Source organism: Streptomyces sp. NPDC049970 (assembly GCF_040660235.1).
GTDB lineage: Bacteria > Actinomycetota > Actinomycetes > Streptomycetales > Streptomycetaceae > Streptomyces.
Genome location: NZ_JBFALP010000009.1, coordinates 228,254 through 247,844 on the forward strand (window position 1 = coordinate 228,254; position 19,591 = coordinate 247,844).

The following is a 19,591-nucleotide window of genomic DNA, read 5'->3' on the forward strand; positions in this document are numbered from 1 at the left end:
TGCGCGAAGTCGCGGGTGAAGGCGTGCTCCGAACCACCCGACGCCGTCAGGAACTCGGGCTCGACGCGGAACAGCGGCTCGCCGTACGAACCGTCCTCCTTCGGCAGCAGTACGCCGACCGACTCGTCGGCCCTCAGCCGCACGCCCGCGCCGGCCGCCGCGAGCCGCGCCGACGAGTGCTCGATCGCCGCGCGGGTGGCGTAGGCCTGCTGGCTGCCGGTGCCCGACGCGCCGTCGGCGGCCAGTATCGCGAGCGTCCGGTCCTCGGAGATGTGCAGCGGCGGCCGGTCGGCCATCAGGACGCTCCCGAGGTCCTGACGCGGCAGGACCAGCGCGTCGGCGCCGGTGCCGTCCTCGGCCCGGACCTCTCCGACGGACGACGGGAGCGGCGGGTTGAACAGGACTCCGGTGCCACGCCTGTCGATGACGCCGTAGTCGCGCGTCGTCAGCGGCCGGGGGCGACGCGCCTCGATCTGCCGTTCGAGGACGGCCTGGTCGGCGAGACGGTCGAACTCCGCGTCCCCGTCGCTGCTGGACCATTCGTCGCCGCTGTCCGGGTCGGGCCCGCCGTCTCTGTCGCTCCCGCTGCTGAGGTCGCGGGCGCCGGGCAGGCCGCCGTCCGCCGGCGGGTCGACCGAGGCCCAGCCCGCTCCGGTGTTCCCGGCGTTCAGGTCCAGCATGAGGTGGCGGGTCCCGGTCGTCGGATGCGTGGCCACCTCGACCGGCGCCTCGGGGTGCCAGACACGACGGCCCGTCGTGCCGGAGACCAGGGTCGCGACGGTCGCGGCGTACTGCGGCGGGAGCGCCAGGACGATGTCCGCGCCACGGGGCCGCAGGGGATCGTAGGAGATGAACATGGCCAGTTCTTCGGGGCTCTCCACCCGGAAGGTCCGCCCCGGCATGACGATCTCGACGGCGCGGCCTGCCGCCCGGGCCACGACCAGGTAGGGGTTGTGCCACGGAGCGGGCCTCGGTACGACCCGGCCCCGGCCCCGCACCGCGTACGAGTTCCGCTCGGGGGCGGGCTGCCCGGGACCGGTGAAGTCGCGTCCCACGGCGTTGCCGTCGCCGTCACGCAGCAGGGTGCGCTCGTCGAGGGCGCCCCGACCGGTCTCGATCTGCCGCTCGACGAAGTACGTCGAGAGGACGTCGGTGCTCGCCAGGTCGTCGGAGGAGGCGTCGAGCGCCAGCGAACCGAGCAGCAGGAAGTCCGCGGCGACCGGCCTGGCCCCGGTCCCCATGTGCAGGACCTGCCGGGTGACGCGGTTCAGGCCGCTGCGCAGCGCCTGCGGAGTGGGGTTCGCACCGGCCTCCTCCCGGACGAGGGCGTACAGCCCCTCGGAGGTCTCCCGGAGCCGGTCACGCGGGACGTTCGCCCGGTGGGGGCCGAACAGCATGTCCAGCCAGCCCGGGTCGGCCGCCACGTCCTCGTCCTCGGAGTCCGACTCCGACTCGTCGGACGCCTCCGCGAGCGGGGACAGGTCGCGCCCCGGGGGCAGCGGCGGCGGCACCGCGCCGTCCGTACCGGTCTGCGGGGAGGCCGCGGGGAGCGACACCGGGTCGACCCATGCCGGCTCCCGGAGCTCCGCCGTCGCGCCCGTCCGCGCGTCGGCCCAGCTCGTCCCCCGCGGCGGGATGTGCGGCTCGATGTCCCCGGCCACCGCCGCCCACAGCTGGAGGTGGCGCGGGCGCAGACCGCTCTGCGCGAGGCCCTCGGGGGCCTGCTCGCGGAACGGTCCGAGCAGGCTGCCCGGCGCGTGGAGCCGCTCGGGGTTGCCCGCGTCGCGCGCCTCGTCCCGCAGGAACAGCTGGTGCGCCAACTCGTGCGCGAACTCCACCGGGTCGGCGTCGGCCCACCACGCCCGCTGGTTCATCCCCTGGTCCCGGTCGACCAGATCCACCGTCAGGTGGGGTTCCTGGTCGGACTCGACGCCTTCGACGGTGACGTGCAGCCGGTCGCCGTTCGGCAGTCGGTGCCCCGGCCGGTTGTAGAACTCCTCCACGCCCTCGACCACCCGCGCCATGACGGCGTCGGTGTCGGCCTGCCCGTCCCCCGGCCGGAAGGCGAGCCGCACGGTCAGGTCGGTGACGGTCTCGCCGCCGTGGGTGAAGCGCCGCACGTCGAAGGCCGATCGCACGACGATGCGCGGCCGGTCGTCGAGGCGGGCGCGCGGCGGTGCGGACTCCGCCGGCGTGGCCGGGGCCGTGCCGGGGGCGGCGGAGCCGGTGTCATCGCGCAGCGGGATGCGCAGGGCCGTGTCCCCGTCGCCGTCCGGCACCAGGTACAGGGCCGATTCGTCCGCCACGACCCGGTGGGGCGCGGACTGCTGGTCCATGTCGGCCATCACGGCCGAGAGCGTGTCGATGTTGTCCACCCGGCCGATCCAGCCGCTGTCGCCCCGGAGGATCGCGCCCGTGGCCTCGTGGACGAAGTCGTGCCCGAACCGCGTCCACCCGGTCGGCGGGATCTCGTCCCCTCCGGGCAGCCTGATGTGCCCGGTGTCGGCGACCTCGTAGGCGAAGGGTTCCGAGCGGGACTCGGCGGAACGCGTGTACGTGAACCACCGGTTCGGCCGCGGGTCCGCGACGGCCGGCGCGCCGGGCTCGTCCGCGGTCTCGACGGCCTTGCCCTTGCCGGTGCCGGTGTGGCTCCCGGTGTCGGCGGACGCGTCGGCCGGGGGTGCGACGGTCACGGACGCGTCCGCCGCGGGAACATCCGTCACGGGTACGACGGAGCCCGGGTCGACACCGCCGAAGCGGGGCCGCATGACGGTGATCGGGCGGCCGATCGGCCACTGCTCGGCCACCGGGTCGAGGCCGTCGTCGCGGGATCCGCCGCGCAGGCCTCCCGGCCCTCGGGTGGCGACCTGCCGCGGTCCGCCGCGGTGGTCGTCGACGGTGACGTTCACGGTCGCGGTGCCGGCTTCGCTGCCGGAGAGCCGGCTGCTGCCGGACGCGAGGACCGTATCGACGGTGAACCGGTCGGCGGTGAGGCGCGGTTGCGGGGTGCCGTCCTGGAGCGCCGCGAGTGCTTCGGCCAGCTCCTGCCGGAACGTGGCCGCGACCGCCTCGGCACGCGCCCTCGCCACGTCACGGCCGCCGAAGCGGCCGGAGCGCCGGGTGGTGACCTCGACGTCCGGCAGCGGAAGCCCGTTGGCGGCGTTCCACAGCGCCGTCCTCGCCACCACCTTGGCGAGGTGCCGGACGGGGTGCTTCGCCCCCTCCGGCGTCTGCTGGGCACCCTTGTCGAAGGAGACGGACAACGGCATGGGCTGCTGGCCGCGGAGCACCACGGCCGTGAGGGGATTGGCCTCGGCGGATGGCCTGTCACCCAGCAGTTCGGCGTTGGTGTCGTGGGCGGACTCGCCCGGCCGCTGCGAGTACATCCGCATGTACCACTGGTGCTTGCCCGGGATGACCGGTTCGAGCCGTCCGATGCGGAGTGCGGCGGCCCGGATGGCACCCTCCAGTCTCCGCTCGGCCGCTGTGCGCTCCGGTGAGTCGGCGGGTGCCTCCTCGGCCTCCGTCCCGGCCCGCTTGGCCATGATCAGGGCGAGGGTGAGGTCGAGATGGCCGCGCAGGTCCGCGATGTGCTCGTCGGCGTCCGCTTCCTCCCGCCGCTCGATCTCCTGGCGCAGTCGCGCCGCGATCGCCCGCAGGTCCTCGAGGTCGTGGTGGTTCAGGTTCGCCTGGACCGCCCTGCGGCTGCGCTGGTTGCGCTGGGAGACCCGCGCGTGGTTCTCCAGCGAGATCTGGTGGCTGCCGTCCTCACTGGCCAGGACCACCGTGGCGAAGTGGTAGCCGAAGTAGGAGCCGCTGGGTGTCTGCGGCTTGGCGTAGTTGCGCTCCAGGCTCGGCTGGCCCTCCGCGCCGACCGCCGCGACGGACTGGACGACGTACCCCTCGCCGACATCGGCCCACGCGTGCTCGTTGACGCCGATACGGCCTGCGGCGTCCGACAGGGCGTCGCGCCGTGGGTCGGTCGGCTGGGCGAGGCTGAGCGCACTTCCGTAGGCGTTGCCGGGCAGGGGCCCGCCGTCGCCACCGGTGGGCCGGTCGTCCCGGCGCACGAACGAGGCCGCCCACGCCGGATCCGCCGTACCGGGGGGCGTCTCGCCGTCCGCCACGCCGCTCAGGGCGTAGGCGAGGTGGTGGGTGCCGGTGACCTCCACGCCGTCGGAGGCGTTGACCGGGGCGGTGACCGCCGGGCCGCCCCCGGGGGCGCGGAAGACCATGTGCGACGTGCGGGCTCCGTCGGCCAGCATGTCGGCGAAGTCCCGGCAGACCTCCTCCGTGGACCTGCCGGAGCCGGTGAGGAAGACGGGGGTGACGAGGAACAGCCGCCTGCTGCCTCCGTCCTCGGTGGGCAGGATGACGCTCAGGTCCTGATCGATCCGCAACCGCACCGCCGTGCCGGCGCGAGCCAGCTTGGCCGACGCGCGGTCCACGGCCTCGGCCGTCGCGAACACCTGCTGTCCGTACTTGTCGCTCTCGACGGCGAGCGTGCGGTCCGAGGAGATCCGCAGCTCGGGCCGCTCGCTGACGGGCGTCTCGAGGTAGTCCTGCGTGGACATGGCGAGTTCGGGGGCGTCCTCCGTACCCACCAGGGACCGCGGAGTGAGCAGCCTGCCCCGGAGACCGCCCGGCCTGCGGAAGAGCACGCCCTCGTCCCGGTTGTCCACCACGCCGTAGTTCGTCGTCGACAGGGGCTCGGCCGTGCGGGCCCGCACACCGTCGCGCCGGTCGGATTCGTCCCGGTCCGCGTCGTCCTGGTCGGAGTCGCTCTCGTACAGGCCGACGATGTCCGAGACGCCCCCGTCGCTGTCGGAGTCCTGGCCCGGCCCGACGGAACTCCACACCGTGCCGACGCCGTCGCGGACGGGCCCCAGCATGATGTGGCCGGTGCCGGTACGCCAGTCCGTCGACGGACGGGGAGCGTGCTCCGAGTACCAGACCTTGGCGCCGGTCAGGTCGGCGACAGCTCCCGCGAGCGACTCGATGTCGTGGTGCGGGAAGGCCAGTACGACGTCGGCGCCCTCGGGCCGGGCCGGGTCACGCGCGATGAGCCGGGCCAGCTCCCCCGGGTCGTCCAGCGTCAGGGTGCCGCGCGGCGTGTGCAGCAGGACGGAGTCCCTGCCCACCTGGGCGAGGACCACGTAGGGCTCCGACCACGGTGCCGGCCACTTGCTCACCCCGCCGTCCTCGCCCTCCACCGCGTACGAGTCCAGGGGCGGCACCTCGTCCCCGGTGCCGGTCCAGTTGCGCCCGGTGGCGTCGGCCGACACCAGTCGGGTCCCCCGGCCCAGGGCCGCGTCGTGGCTCGTGAGGTACGAGGCGAGGGCGTCCTCGTGGGCCGTCTCGTCCGGGGACGCGCTGAGTGCCACCGAACCGAGGAGCAGCAGGTGCCGCCCCCGCACCTCGGCGTCGGGGCCGAGGTCCAGCACCCGCCTGGTCAGACTGTGCAGGGCGTCCAGCATGTCGGCGCCCCCTGCCGACGGGTCGGAGTGCTCGCGCGCGAGTTCCCTGAGCGACAACGCCGTGCCGACGAGCAGGTCGGACGGGTGGTCGTCCCGCGTCGCCGGTCCGAAGAGGAGGTCGAGCCACGCCTCGGGCGTGTCGAGGGCCCCGCCTTCGGCCCGGTCCTCGGCGCCGTCCTCGCTGTCGGAGCTCTCGTCGCCACTGGTGTCGTCGGTGAACCGGAACCGCGCCAGCGCCTGGGCCTCGGAGTCGGCGCCGGACAGCGTGCTCAGCTCGTACGCCTCCTCCTCCGCGGGGAGTCCGGGCAGCCCCGGGGCGTCCGTACCGGTCAGGGAAGAGGGGGACGGGGGCAGCGGAACGGCGGCCGCGTCCTCCTGGGACACCGGCGGGGCGGTGGGCTCGGACCGCGCGCCCTCCTCCGTCCCCGGTGTCTTCGGTCCCGGCGCCGGCGCCGGCGTACGGAGGAGCAGGGGTACGAAGTCGCCGCCACGACGGCGGAGCAGGAGCGTGGCGCTGTCGGTGGAGGGGCCGGCGAAGGTGTGGGCGGTGCCGTTCTCCTCGATCAGGGTGACGGTGGTACCGGTGGCGGCGGCAGCCCATTCGGCGACCGCGCGGTCGGCCCCGGGACCCCACGGAGCCTCCGCGAGATGGCGGCGCAGGTGCCCCTCCCGCGCATCCTGGCTCGGCGCGGGCGCGCCGGGGCGGACACGGAGCGGCGGGGGTGTGAAGAGCGTGCTCCGCTCGGCCGGGTCACCAGGAAGGCCGTTCAGGCGCATCAGCTGGGCGGGCGAGGCCCCGGCGCGGCTGCGCAGCCGCGCCGCCTCGTGCCGGTCGGGTCCGGGCTGCTGCGCCGCCAGGCGCAGGGCCGTGGAGAGCGCGCCGAAGAAGCCGTTGCCGCGACCGGAGTGGGCACCCTGGGTATAGGTGGCACCGTCGGGCGCGGTGAGGACGCCGTCGCGGGCGAGGCGGTAGCGCGGACCGCCGCCGCTGTCGGCGGGCGGCATCCACGGCGGAGTGGTGTGGCTCCGGTGTGCGGGCGGATCCGCCGGACGCGTGCTGTCCGTACCGGCCGTCGCGGGGGCCGGCGGCGCGGGCAGCGGGGTGGCGGCCGGAGCCGGGGTGCCCTGCGGGAGCGCGGCGTGGAAGAAGCCTCCGTCGGCGAAGAGGACCGGATCCGCGGCGGGGTCGACGGCGGCCGGATCGGTGCCGTGCGGAAGGAAGAGCTGCTCGCGGCCCTCACCGGTCACGACGCTGAGCGGGGTGCCGAGGACGCGCGCGGCGAGGGCGGGCAGCAGGTCGGCGCCGCCGTGGTCGCCCGCACGGCGCTCGGGCGGCGCGGGTTCGCCGTCCGGGTCCGTCGCGCCGTCCTGTCGCGGCTCGCTCGCGAACGGGCGGGACAGAGCGGCGACGGCCAGCGCGACCCGCTGCGCAGGGGTGGGCCAGAGGGTCTGCGGGAGGCGGCCGAGCGCGTCGAACTCGGCCTGCTGAGCCGGAGTCAACAGGATCTGCGCGGCGTCGAGTTCGTCCTGGGTGAAGGTGTCGGCGGCGTCCAGGGCGAGGGCGTCGAGCAGGTCCTCGTTGCCGTCGGCGCCCAGGGCCCAGGCGAGGCGGTCGCGAGCGGCGCCGACGGCCTCTGCCGTGACGGCCGGGTCTCCGGGGGTGCCGGTGAACCGGTCGGCGAGGTCGCTCCCGAGCAACTGGGCCAGGCGGCCCCGGTCCTGGGCGGCGGCGAGCAGCGCGTGGAAGAACGACGCGCCGTCGTGCGGCACTTCGTGCACCTCGCGCACCGTGGCACCGTCCGGCGAGGTGATGGTGCGCGGGGTGGAGGCGGCGTCGGTGACCGTGTACGGCGCGGGCGCCTCGGAGCGCCATCCGGGCTCGGCGTACTCCTGCGGGAGGTCCTTCACCGGGACCGAGGCCGAACCCTGGTGGTGGGCGGTGAGGCGGGAGGCGGCGAGGTGCAGCCGGTGGTGGTCGGCGGCGGCGGCGTCGGTGCGCCGTTCCCAGTTGCGGGCCTCCTCGCGGGCGGCCTGCCAGGCAGCGACGGCCGGGGACTGCGCCACCGACCGCGGCAGGACGGTCGCCCGGTCGGGGTGGCCGTCGCCGAGCGCGGCCTGTTCGTCCGTGCTCAGGCCGAGCCACGTCTCCCGGGTCCTCGCCCGTGCGTCGTAGTACGCCTTCTCCGCCGTGGCGAGGTCGCCCGCCGCCTTCGCCATGCCGTCCCAGGCGGTGCGGACCTCGTCGGGGAACGTGTCGTCGTCCAGGAGGCCGTAGTCGCGGGCGATGTCCTCGCGCAGCCAGACCAGGGCGGTGGTTTCGGCCTCGACGGCGCGCGGCCCGCGCCTGGGCTTGCCGAGTGCGTGCATCGGGCGGCTGTCGGTGAACCTGTGGTCCACCTCGGCCACGGACAGCCAGCTCACCGGCACCGCGAAGAGCATGCTGCGGTCGGTGACGACCTTGACGTGGGTGCCGAGGGTGGTGTCCACGGCGCCCTTGAGCGCGGTGCCGTCGTTCGTGCCGCCGATCGGGACCGTGGCACCGGGGTTGGTCACGCCCGCGTTGCTGTTCCCCGCCAGCGGGGCGGTGCCCGCCGCGCCCTCGATGTTGTCGGTGATGCCGGCCTCCAGCCCGTCGGAGGTCTTGCGGCGCTGCATGGCCTCCATGCGCGGCTTGTTCTCCACGGCGAGCAGCCGCGCTCCGCGGCGGTGCATCTTCGCGTAGAGGCGGGAGTCGGCGGTGTGGGACTGGCCGAGGAGGCGGGCGGAGGCCTGGGTGGGCAGCTGGGAGCCGTTCGCGCCGAGCGCCTCGCGGAAGCCGGCGGTCAGACCGCCCTGTGTGGTGGCCTCCTGCTGGGCCTGGGCGGGGGCTGTGCCGAGGCCGGTGAGCGGGGTGAGCCGGGCCATGCGCACCCGTGAGCGGAGCGTGCTGCCGGTGTGCCGTTCACCGGAGTCGCCGTCGCCGAATCCGTCGGCGCGTGCGGTGGCGAGGGTCAGGGCGTCCTGCACGTTGGACGCGCCGCGGATGTCGACGGCGAGGATGCCGGAGCCGATCCGGTCGTCGAAGGGCAGGACGTCCGGGTCGGCGGCGCCGGCGGGGTCCCCGGCGGCGGAGGTGCGCCAGGCCGCGATGCCCTCGGAGCGGGCCTGGCCGGGGGTGAGCACGCGTACCGCGGACTCGGGTTCGGGCACGTCCTGTTCGGTGAGCGCGCCGTCGGCGCCGTCCCCGTCCGGGGTGAGCAGTCCGGCCGGGAGGAACTCGTTGAGGCTGCCGACCTGGGCGACGGCGCGCGGTGCGAGCGTATCGCCGGTGGCGTCGGTCATGGTGACGGTCAGGGTGTAGGTGGTGACGATCTCGGCGTGCGCCTGGGTGGTGGCGATGTTCGGCATCGAGGTGCTGCCGACGGTCTCGGTCCGGTTGCTCGAACGCTGCTTGGCCGCGGTGCCCTGGAGCGACGGGTTGGCGACGAGGATGCCGCTGCTCGCCGCGCGCTCACCGGCGCTGAGCGTGGCGTCGGCGCCGCGGTCCTGCGAGGTGCCGGTCGCGTCGTCGCGGGCGATGGTGCGGTAGTCCTCCAGCTCGTAGCCGGTGCGCAGCCTCTCCACGGTGGTGCTGACCGGAGTCAGCTTGAACCTGACCTGTCCGGGGCTGCCGCCGACCGGCAGGTGGAGCGGGTTGGACCAGGCGCGGTAGCGGACCGGCAGCGCCATCCCGTCGGTCGTCAGCTCGTGCAGGTGGGCGCGGAGGAAGTCCGGGGACAGCCGCTGGAGGACCTGCTCCCGGTCGTGCGAGGGCACTCCGATCCTCTCCAGCCTCCCCATGAGCTGCTGCGCCGCGTGGCTCGCGTCGAGCTGGCCGCTGGGGTGGGTGGGGAAGCGGCGGCGCAGGAAGGGGGGCAGCCGGTAGCCGGCGCCGAGGTTGCGCGGTGTGGTGGTTTCCAGGCCGTCCGGGGCGAGACCGGCCTCGATGACGTCCTGCATCGGGAGGTGGAACATCACCGCGTCGCGGATGCGCTGGAGCGCGGCGGCGGCCCGGCGCGGAGCGAGACCGCGTGCGAGCCGCCCGGACATCCGCCCGGCCGCGGAACTGATCCGGGTCCCGGCGCGGGTGCCGACCATTCCCATCGCCGCCGTCCAGCGGTCCCGCACCGCGACGGTCTCGGCGGCGTCGGCGACCACCAGGTACATCCGCCCGGCGTAGCTGACGGTGGTGTTGTGTCCACGGGCGAGGGTCTGCGAGACGCTGCGGCCCTTGCCCCAGGCGTACTGGAGGGCGGTGGAGTAGGAGCCGATCACCGCCGGGCCGCCCGGGGCCTGCTGGAGCGGCATGTCGGCACCCTGGAGGCCGAGAGTGGTGCGTGAGGTGGTGCTCGCGCTGCCGACGACGCGGTGCTCGTTGCCGATCGTGGCCTCCAGGTTGGCAGGCTTCGGATCGCTCATGACCCGTATGTGCTCGAGCTCGCCTCGGACCGCGGCCTTCAGGTAGTGGGTTTCGAACGGTCCGGCGCCGGTGAGTCCGGTGACACGCGATCCGAACGGGCCCAGGTACTGGCCGAGTTGCCCGGCCACCCCGAGGTTCGCCATCGCCCGGCGCAGGGCTGCCCGGACCGGGGTACCGGGGGCGTTGACATGCCAGGAGGTGCCCGAGGCGCGGTCGGCGGTGTCCTGCATGAGCCGCTGGCGCTGCCGGCCTCCCTCGGTGCTGAGCACCACGTGGGGGGCGCTGAGCAGTCTGCGGACGAGCTGCCGGTCGGACGGGCCCACCCTCGGCAGCGGGCGGGTGCCGTCGAGGAGTTGGTCCGCCTCCAGGGCGGAGAGACGCTGGGGCACCGGGGCAGGGCGCGGCGCGGTACCGGTGGCCGGGGGGCCGGCGGGGGCGTGGCGGTCGGAGCCGTGCGCCGCGGGCACCGCGAGCTCCACCCGGCCCACGGTCTCGCTGCCCCGGCTGAACAGCGGCCGCTCCTCGATCCTGCTGACGAAGACGCCCGCGCCCAGCAGGCCGATGGTGGCGAGCCGGGCCCAGCCGCGGGGGCGGCGGTGGCCCTCGAAGGTGGCGCCCAGCTCCACCTGGTAGCTGTAGAGGTCCGCGCTGTTCTGGAACATCAGGTTGTCGTGCGCTACCGCGACCGTGTTCCTGGTGGCCTGCTGGCCGGTCCTGGCGTAGCGGGCGCCGACGGAGACGTTCCCGGTCTGCCGGGGCACCCCTGCCTCGGGCACCTTGTCGTGGTCGCGCGGCGAGACGCCAAGCTCGGCACCGGCGGAGAGGATGGTGGACGTCTGCTGCCCCTGGCCGGAGATCTCGGTGCCGATCACCGCGTTGCGCAGCGAGCGTTCGCTCATGGTGGTCTCGAACCGCCGGTCGGTGAGCCGCGCCCGCAGGATCAGGGTGTGGTGGCCGCGGCGCACCTTCCCGTCCTCGGTGAGGGTCACCGGCACTCCGGTGGTCGTCAGGTCGTCCAGGCTCTGGGCGAGGCTCGGCCGGTTCAGCGCCTCGCGCACCTGACGGTCGTTGTGCAGCGCCGTCCGCATCCGCCCGTCGCCGTACCAGAACTTCGCCAGCCTCGGGTGCCGCAGCATCAGCGGCGGTACGAACAGCGACGGGTAGGAGCGGTGGAGGGTGTCCAGGACGCTGTCGGCGAAGACCCGCATGGGGTCCTGCGCGGCGGGCTGCCCCGCCTGGTCCTGCCGCGTGCCGGGCTGCTGCGGGTCGTCCTGCCGGGTGGGGGGCTGCTGGTCCTGGCCCTGGCCCGGCTGGGTGGAGGGCTGCTGGTCCTGGCCCGGCTGCGTGGGGGGCTGCTGGTCGGGGCGGAAGCCCTCGGCACGGACCTGGCCGCTCAGGTGGACCGGGTCCTCCCGGGTGAGGTACCACGGCACCGGCGGCTCGACATCCGGGTCGGGGCCCGTCCGGCCGGGCGTACGGCTGTCCCAGCCGGCGAGCCGGCGGGCGTCCTGGGTCGAGATCCAGTCCAGGCTGACCACCCGGACCGGACGGGCGGCGGACGACGGCTCACCGGCCTTGCGCACCATCAGCGTGCGCTCGACCCGGTAGAGCGCGACCGGGTGGTTGCGGACGCGGCCGGTGGTCTTGCGGGCCGCGTCGGTGCCGAGGTAGTGCCCCCGCCCGACGCTGAGGTCGGCGCGGACCAGCGGCCCGCCTTGCAGACGTACGTCCGTCTCCGGGCCGGCGATGCTGTAGTTCGGCCCCGCGGTGACCTGGACGCCGAGACGGGTGTCGCGGACATGGCCGCGCTCGTTCTGGTAGGTGGTCTGGGTGAGGTCGCGCACCTCCGCCTTGACCGACTCGGTGACCAGGGTGGCCCGCTGCGGGATCGACCGCTCCACGATCAGGTGACCCAGCGGGTGCTGACCGCTGCCACGGGTCAGCTCGGGCCCGCTGACCGGTCCGGCGAACCTCCCGAACAGCGGTAGGAGCCGCCCCGGACGGACGTAGGAGACCAGTGTGCGGTGCGCCGAACTTCCAGGTCGGGCACCGGAGATGGCCAGAGCCACGTCCTCGGGCGGGTCCGTCAGGTGCAGTCCGGTGGTGTCGGTGACCCGGGGCTCGGTCCCGTCCGGGAAGGTGAGCGTCCTCGGTGCCCGGCGGAGGCCCTTGAACGGCACGGTCAGGTCGTCCGGCAGCCGCCAGCTCAGCCCGTCCCGCATGGCGAACTCGGCTGTGTGCACCTGGCTGCGCTGCCAGCGGGGGCCCGGCGCCGGCGAGCCGGGCGGACCCGCCACCGGCCGGCGGGTGGCGTCCGGCGCCTCGGTGACACGGTGGACCCGTACCCGGTAGTGCACGTCGTCCAGGTGCAGGTGCGAGCCCTCCCAGGCCCGGTACTCGGACTGGTTGTACGCCTGGGTGCCCAGGGCGTAGTCGGTCCTGCGGGTCCAGCCCAGCGAGAAGCCGATCTTCAGCAGCCAGTTGAGCGGCGGGCCCATGCTCACGGCGGCCGCGATCCGGCGCCCGACGCCGACGCTGCGCCCACCGCCCGTACCAGCCTGGCCGCGCCGCATGGTGTCGATCCTGACGGTGGCGCCGTTCACGTCGGAGAAGCGCTGCCAGCGGTGGTACGGAATGGCCTCGACCGTCATCTCATGGCCGACGCCGGACTTCTCCCGGCCCACGAGACGCGCGCCGCGCGGGGCGGTGAAGGCGCCGGGCTGGTCGGTCAGCAGGCGCAGCAGCTCGGCCTCGTCGAACTGGGCGCGGATCTTCTTCGGCAGCTTGTCGAGGATCTCCCGGGCCACCTGCTCGGGCGAGCGCAGTGTGACGGCGCCGGGACCGGTGAACAGGCCGGTCCCGGGGGTTCCCGGGGTCCCGTCCGTACGGGCGCCCGGGCCTCCGTCGTGCGGATCGGCGTCCGGGCTGATCAGGACGGTGGGCAGCCGGCTGCCGTCCTCGAAGGTGACGGTACGCGGCGCCGGGCCCGGCGGCCGGGCGTCCGGGCCGGTCAGCAGCCGTGCCGGGCGGTGCCGCTCCAACTGGGTCTCCAGCGGCACCGGGTCGCCCCGGTCGGGGGTCTCGGCGTCCGGACGGTCCAGGTCGGTGATGCCGCCCATGCCGCGCAGCCACTCCCCGAAGGGGTCGGAACCGTCCGGTTCCTGGGGCGTGGTGACCGGGTCCGGTGTCGTCGTCGGGTCAGGCGTGGGAGTGACCGGGTCCGGCGTCGGGGGGAGCGGGGCCGAGGCGGGGACCAGGGCGTCGAAGTGGTCGGTGCCGTTGTAGGCGAGGTGCAGGGTGCCGGCCTGGCCGCCCGGGTGCATGGCCGTGACGAGGATGTTCCCCGGAGACAGCTGGTCGGGCTGGACCAGCCGCAGGTCGAGGTCGAGCGTGTGCGCCAGCGCCTGCGGGAGCAGATCGGAGAACGGCGAGGCCCACAGCCCCGGGAGCTCGGCCGCCGCGGCCATCAGCTCCTCCGTGCCGAGCCTTCGCGCGTCGGCGGGTGCGGGTGCCACGTCGGCGAGGTGCGGGTAGTCGCTGTCCCGCAGGATCCGCTGCCACGCGCCGGGGTCGCCGTCGGTGACGACCGCCTGCGCGATCGTGTTCCAGTGCTGGGCGATCCGGCCCCGCTCGTCCGGGTCGGTCACACCCGCGAGGGCGGTCATCCGGAGGTCGTCGACGACGGCCAGCACCGGGTCCGGGGTCGCCTCGGCCGCCGCCGCGGCCAGTTCGGACCCGGCGATCCGGTCGCGCAGCAGGCGGCGCAGCCCGGCGACGTTCCGCGCGGCCCAGGCCGGCGGCACGTCCCGGCTGCGCGCGCTGTCGAGCAGGGCCCGGAAGAGGCAGTTGCCCCCGCCCGGGGTGTTCAGCCGGCGGAAGGCGAGACCGTCCGCGTGCACGGCGTCCGCGGGGCCAGGCGTCCCGGCGCCCTTGCTGAACAGGGTCAGGTCGCCGACGAGGCTCTCGGGACGGCTCGGCACGGAGGCCAGGTCGGGCCTGCGGCGCAGCAGTTCGGCTGTGTCCTCGGCGCTCAGCCCCAGCTCGGACAGCGGCAGCGGCGCACTCGACAGCGACCAGGCGGTGTCCGCCGAAGGCGCGTAGCGCAGCCCGCGCACGTCCTCCTGTGAGACCGGCGTGGTCGGCGGCAGGCCGGACGGCGGCGTGAGCGGCTTGTGCCGGGTGAGTTGGGCGTTCTGGTTCCCGGGAGTGAACCGGATCAGCGGCTTGCCGTCCGGGCCCTCGTGAGAACCCACGATCTTGTCGAAGACCGACTTGTCGAAGGCCGTCGGCGGATTCCAGAACATGTGCGCACCGTGCATCACGGCGATGTCCTTCGCCCGCATCTCCTCGATCAGCGCATCGTGCTCCGGACGCGAGATCCGCGTGCCGCCGGGCGTGGACACGTCGAACACGTCATGGTCACCCGTGATCGGGCGATGTCCACCGTCCTCACCCACCCCGAAGACCACGCCGTTCCGGACGGCGTACCGGTTCTCCGTCTCCAACGCCGCCATCTTCGCGGCCAACTCGCGGAACTCCGTCGAACGCTGGTTGAAACGCGACAGGACCCGATCCCGCTCACCCTCCGGGAGGACCACCGAATCAGCCAGCACCGGCTTGAAGTAACCGACGAGCCCGACGCTTCCGGCATCAGCACCCAGGAGGACATCGATCTCGTCGATCGTCTTGGCCTTGATCTCCTCCGGCTTCGCGAGAGCCCCGGCATCGAGCCACTTCGGCGCAGAGGGGTTCGTCGGACGCACGTCGATGACCAGGTTCTTGTCCCGCGCCAGGTCACGGAACCCCTTGAAGCTCTTCTCCGGCATCCCGTACATGTGACGCGCCACGTACGAGTTGACCTCGGTCGAGTTCGGCTGGAGCGGCGTCGGCGGCGGCAGGGGTGCCGGCTGTTCCTCCTGGACGGTGGCCTCGGACGCCGGGGCGTGCATGCGGCGCGCCAGCTCGGCGGTGTCCTGCGGACTCAGGGCCAGGTCGGAGAGCGGCAGCGGCTCGGTCGACAGCGACCAGGCGACATCCGCGGACGGCGCGTAGGAGAGGCCGCGCACGTCGTCCCGGGTGACCGGCGTGGCCGGGGACAGTTCGGGGGGCGGCGGGGGCAGCAGGTCGTCGAGCGTGGTGTCGGGCCCTGCACCGGCCCGCAACCCGGCGGCCGCGCGCAGGAAGTCGGTGTACTGCTCGGGAGTGGGATCGGCGGACGGGCCGGCTGCGGGACCGGCGGTCGCCGCTCCGATGGCGGTGAGCCGGTCGGTGACCATCCGGCGCAGCAGGTCCGGCGTCATGCGGCCGTCGCCGTAACGGGCCGCGCTCTCCGCGCTCAGCCATCGCAGACCGTCCACGTAGGCAAGACCGGCGAGCAACTCCGCGTTGCCCGGGCTCTTCTCGGCGTCGGGGCCGAGAGCGTCGCGCAGCGTGCGGATCTGTTGGAGGGTGCGAGCCCTGGCGAACGGGTCGGCCGGGCCCGGGCCCGCGTGCAGGCCGGCGTCGCGCGCCGACCGGTCCAGGTCCGCGCCACTGGGCTCCGGGGTGAACAGCCGCCAGCGTCCCGGCCCGTCCGGACCCTCGGTGAGTACCGCGCGGACGTTGCCGTCCCCGTCCCGGGCGGTACCCACCTCGGCGGTCGGCGCGTACACCGGGCGCCCGGTCCGGTTCGCCACGTGCTGTGCCACCGGCAGGCCCGCGATCTCGGGCTGCCGTCCGGTCTCGCAGGAGAACAGCACCAGCGGCCGGTCCTGATCGCCGTCCACCGCCCACGACTTGAGCACCTCGCCGAGCTGTACACCGCTGACCTTCACGGTGGGCCGCACCGGGTCGTCGGTGCCGAGCGTGACGGTACGGGGGGTGGCGTGCCCCACGAAGTAGTCGGCGCCCTGCTCGGTGTCACTGCCGGGAAGCGGTGCCGGCGGGCCGGTGAACACCGTGCGGGCGACGGGCGGGACCGCTTCCGTGCCGGTGGCGGAGTCCGGCCCGGACACGGTGCGTACGCCGCGGAAGGTGTCCTGGCCGGCCAGGGCCCACCGCCCCGCCGCGCGGGCCGTACCGTCCTCGGCAGGACTCTGCGAGATGGTCAACGTCCGGACGGCACGGCCCGCGGAGGGCTTGACCGTCGTGTCCGACACCAGCCGCCGCAGCTGGTCGAGGGGCACCGTGAGGCCGTCCAGGGTGACGACGGAGGGCTCGCCTCCCGGACGCCGGGATCCGTCCGCGCCGCTGTCGGTGGCACCGCCCACGGGGCGTACGACGATCCGGGCCTGCGGCGGGGCGAATGCCACGGCCGGCGGCTCGGACGAGGTCTCCGGTGTGGCCGGCACGGTCGGGGGCGGGGTGCCGCCGCTGCCGGTGCCGGGTCCCGCACCGAGGCCGGGGGCCTGCCCACCGGTTCCGCGGCTGCCGCTGTCGCCTTCGCCCGACTCCAGGTGGAGGTCGGTGGCCGTCTCGGTCCAGGGGCGGGACGAAGTGCTCAGCTTGGCGGGGGCGGTGGGGGCGGGTGAGCTGTCGGTCGCCGCACGGACGGTCGTCCTGAGGTCGTTCGTCTTGAGGTCGCTCGTCGTGCCGTCGTCCGTCCGGCTGACGTTGGTCTTGGTGTCGTTCGTGTCGAGGTCGCTCGTCGCGCCGCTCCAGGTGACGGGGCGGGACACCGGGCCGGGGGCAGGGCCGAGGGCGTCGGCGAGCGGCAGCAGCACGTCCGCCCCGGGAAACGCGGTGTCCGTGGTGCCGTCCGCCGTCGGGGTGGGCGTCGGGCCGGTGAGCGGGCGGACCCGCACCGGGGCCCCGGGCCCCTCGCGGGTCAGCTCGACCGCGGCTCGCACGGGGCGTCCCGACCCGTCCGTCGCGACCGCCGGACCGAGCACGACGGCACGGTCTGTCCCGGCCCGGTCCAGCAGCCGGGCGGTCTCCGGGGAGCCCTCCCCCGGCGGCGGCACCTCGGACACCACGATCGTCAGGGGGGTCGCCCGGGTGGGCCCGGGGCCCTCGGCGCGGTCGGGACCGGTCTTCACGTCGGTCGTGCCGCCGGCATCGCGTACGTCACCGGTGTCGGCGAACGAGCCGACGGTGCTGACCTTCGGCGGATTCGTGGCGGTGTCGGAAGCCGGTGCGGTGTCGGTGCCGGCGACAGGCGTGTGGGTGCCGGCGGCCTGGGCCGTGGTGGTGTCGGCGCCCGGAGTACCGGTCCCGGCGGCCGGGGCGGTGACGTGCTCCCCGGGGTCCGGCGTACCGTCCGTACCCGTCGAGTCGGCGGAGTCCGGGACCGGCGCGTCCTCCGACGAGGGCTCGGTGTCCCGTGAGCCGTCCGGCGCCGGCTGCGAGCCGTCCACCGAGTCCGTGCCGTCCGGTGAGCGGGTGCCCTGGGGCGAGGTGGCGGAAGGGCCTTGGGCGCCGCTGGTGGGGACGCCTCCTGCTCGGCCGCCGCTGCCCGTGCCGGGTGCGGCGGAAGGTGCGGGACCGCCTGTGGCGACCGGGGGAACGCCGTTCTGGGCCGGCCCATCGACCGTACGGTCGTCCGGACCGCCCACCTCGCCCGTGTCACCGGACTCGCCCGCGGGCCCCTGGACCTCGCCCACCGGGTTCTCGGGGGTCGTCACGGCCGGGTTGTTCCCGGGAGACGTCTCCGCCAGGTCCGGCGGGCCGTCCACGGCCGCGCTCTCCGGGGCGGCCTCGGGCGCGGGTGCGGCACCCCGCTGATCGGCCGGGCCGCCGACTGGGGCGTCGGGGCCCTGCCCGGCCACCGGACCACCGGCGCCTACCGGGCCACCGACGCTTCCGGGGCCCGCGGCGGAGCCGGCCGGGCCCGTGCCGGAGCTGCCGCCCCGGGCGACGGGGAGCGGCGCGTCCACCGTGACGGGGGTGTTGAAGCCCCCGAGGGCACGGCGTACCTCGTCGGCGTCGATCTGGGCGGCCGGGCCGTTCCCGGCGGGCACCACCCGCACCTCGGGGACGTGCGACAGGTTGCCCTGGAGGCCGTCGCGGACACCGATCTCGGCGCTGCCCGGCGGCTGGGCACCGCGCAGGGCGGCGAGGTCACGCAGCGCCTGCTCACGGACCTCGGCGGGGCCGTTGTGGACCTGCTGCCACAGCTCGTTCTCCGCGGCGGTCACGGGCATCGGGCCCGGGGAGTACGACGGCGGGTTCCCGGTGGAGTACGGCGGCGGGTCCCCCGCGACGTAGGGCGGGGGCGACTGACTGCCGGTGTCGATGTCGCCCTGTCCGGTGGTCTGCCGGGTGACGGGAGGGGGCGAGGTGAGCGCTGTCCCGTCGCCGCCGGTGGAATCCGTGCGCGGGGGGCCGTCGGTACGGTCGGTGCCGTCCGATTCGCCGTCGCCCGAGCCGGAGCGGGACGGGCTGTCGGAGTCGCCGAGGCCGCCGGAGGCGGTGGGCGGCAGGTTGCGCATCTTGTCGATGACGTGGCGCAGTTCGGCGCCGCTGTTCAGGGCGGAGTCGCTGAGTGTGGCCTCGACCTGGCTGCTGATGCCCGCGCCGACGAAGGTGGACCAGCTGGTGGACCAGTCTCCGTCGAAGGCGCCCTTGATCAGGATCTCCGCGAGCGCCTCGCCGGAGCCGGCGGCGAGGAAGTCGGCCGTCCCCTTGAGCCCGTAGTGCCCGGCCAGCGCACCCGGCCGGTCGGCGTTGTGTCGCAGGATCTGGTTGTTCCGCCACAGGTTGGGGTTGTTCCGGAAGGAGAGCGGGTTGTTCCGGAAGGTGACCGGCGGGTTCTTCGGGAGGTCGGGGCCGTTCCCGTACGGAGTGGGCTCAGGGCGCGGCTTGGGGCTCGGTGTGGGGTCAGGACTCGGCTTGGGGTTCGGGTGCGGGCCGTTGTTCCTGAGGTCCGGGGTCGGGTTGTTCCGAAAGCCGGGGCCCTTCTTGAAGTCGAGGTCCGGGCCGTTCTTGAGGAAGTTCTTGTCGTAGCTCCGGACGATGTTCCTCGCGAAGCTGTCGAAGACGCCGGTGAGGAAACCGGCCGCCGCACCGAACGCGGCGGCCTTGCCGATGTCGCTCCAGTCGATGCCGTCCGGACGGCGCCCGTCCGGGGCGAAGTTCATCATCGCCAGCCGCACCGCGAACGTGGTGAACGCCTCGGCGAACGCCTCGGTCAGCGAAGGCGCCAGGTGCAGCCGCTGGAGCAGGTGGCTGAGGGTGGTGAGGATGAAGAACCGGCTGCGCAGCTTGGCCATCATGATCTGGCTGGCCGAGGCGCCGCCGGTGAAGAACGACATCGCGAGGTAGATGGCGATCTCGATGAGCAGCCGGATGATCTCGGCGATGACCTGCCACTTGGACTCCATGATGTCCATGGAGGTCTTGCGCCGGCCCTGGGCGATCTTGTCGAGCTGCCCGGCGAAGTCCCGCAGGTAGTTCTTGCCGCCGTCGTCGATGAGCATGCCCATCGCCTTGGCGTACGACTTGGCGAGGTCGTCCGGCATGGACTCGCCGATGTCGTGGACCGACTTGTCGATCAGCGAGGACAGCCTGTCGAGCTTGCGGCCCAGACCGGAGTACGGCCGACGGCTCTCGTAGGCGAGGTCCTCGTCCGCGTCCATGAGCCTCTCCCCGGTGAGGATGAAGATCATCGCGTTGACCTCGGGCGACACGTGGATGCTCATCGGGAGCCGTCCTGGAGCGCACGCGGGCAGGACTCGGAGGCCGCTCCCGAGATGGCGTG

At 74.4% G+C, this 19,591-nt stretch carries 1 protein-coding gene (only partly in view); it reads right to left on the reverse strand.

The window, feature by feature from the left end; translation table 11 throughout:
• A protein-coding gene (locus tag AB0I83_RS18785; RefSeq protein WP_363305379.1) for a lonely Cys domain-containing protein crosses the window boundary here: on the reverse strand, positions 1-19,532 show its 5' portion. Its footprint begins 18,223 nt before the window's first position; 19,532 of the gene's 37,755 nt are visible here — the first part of the coding sequence; it begins with the start codon at positions 19,530-19,532; its stop codon lies beyond the left edge, outside the window.
• Positions 19,533-19,591: the final 59 nt, after the last annotated feature.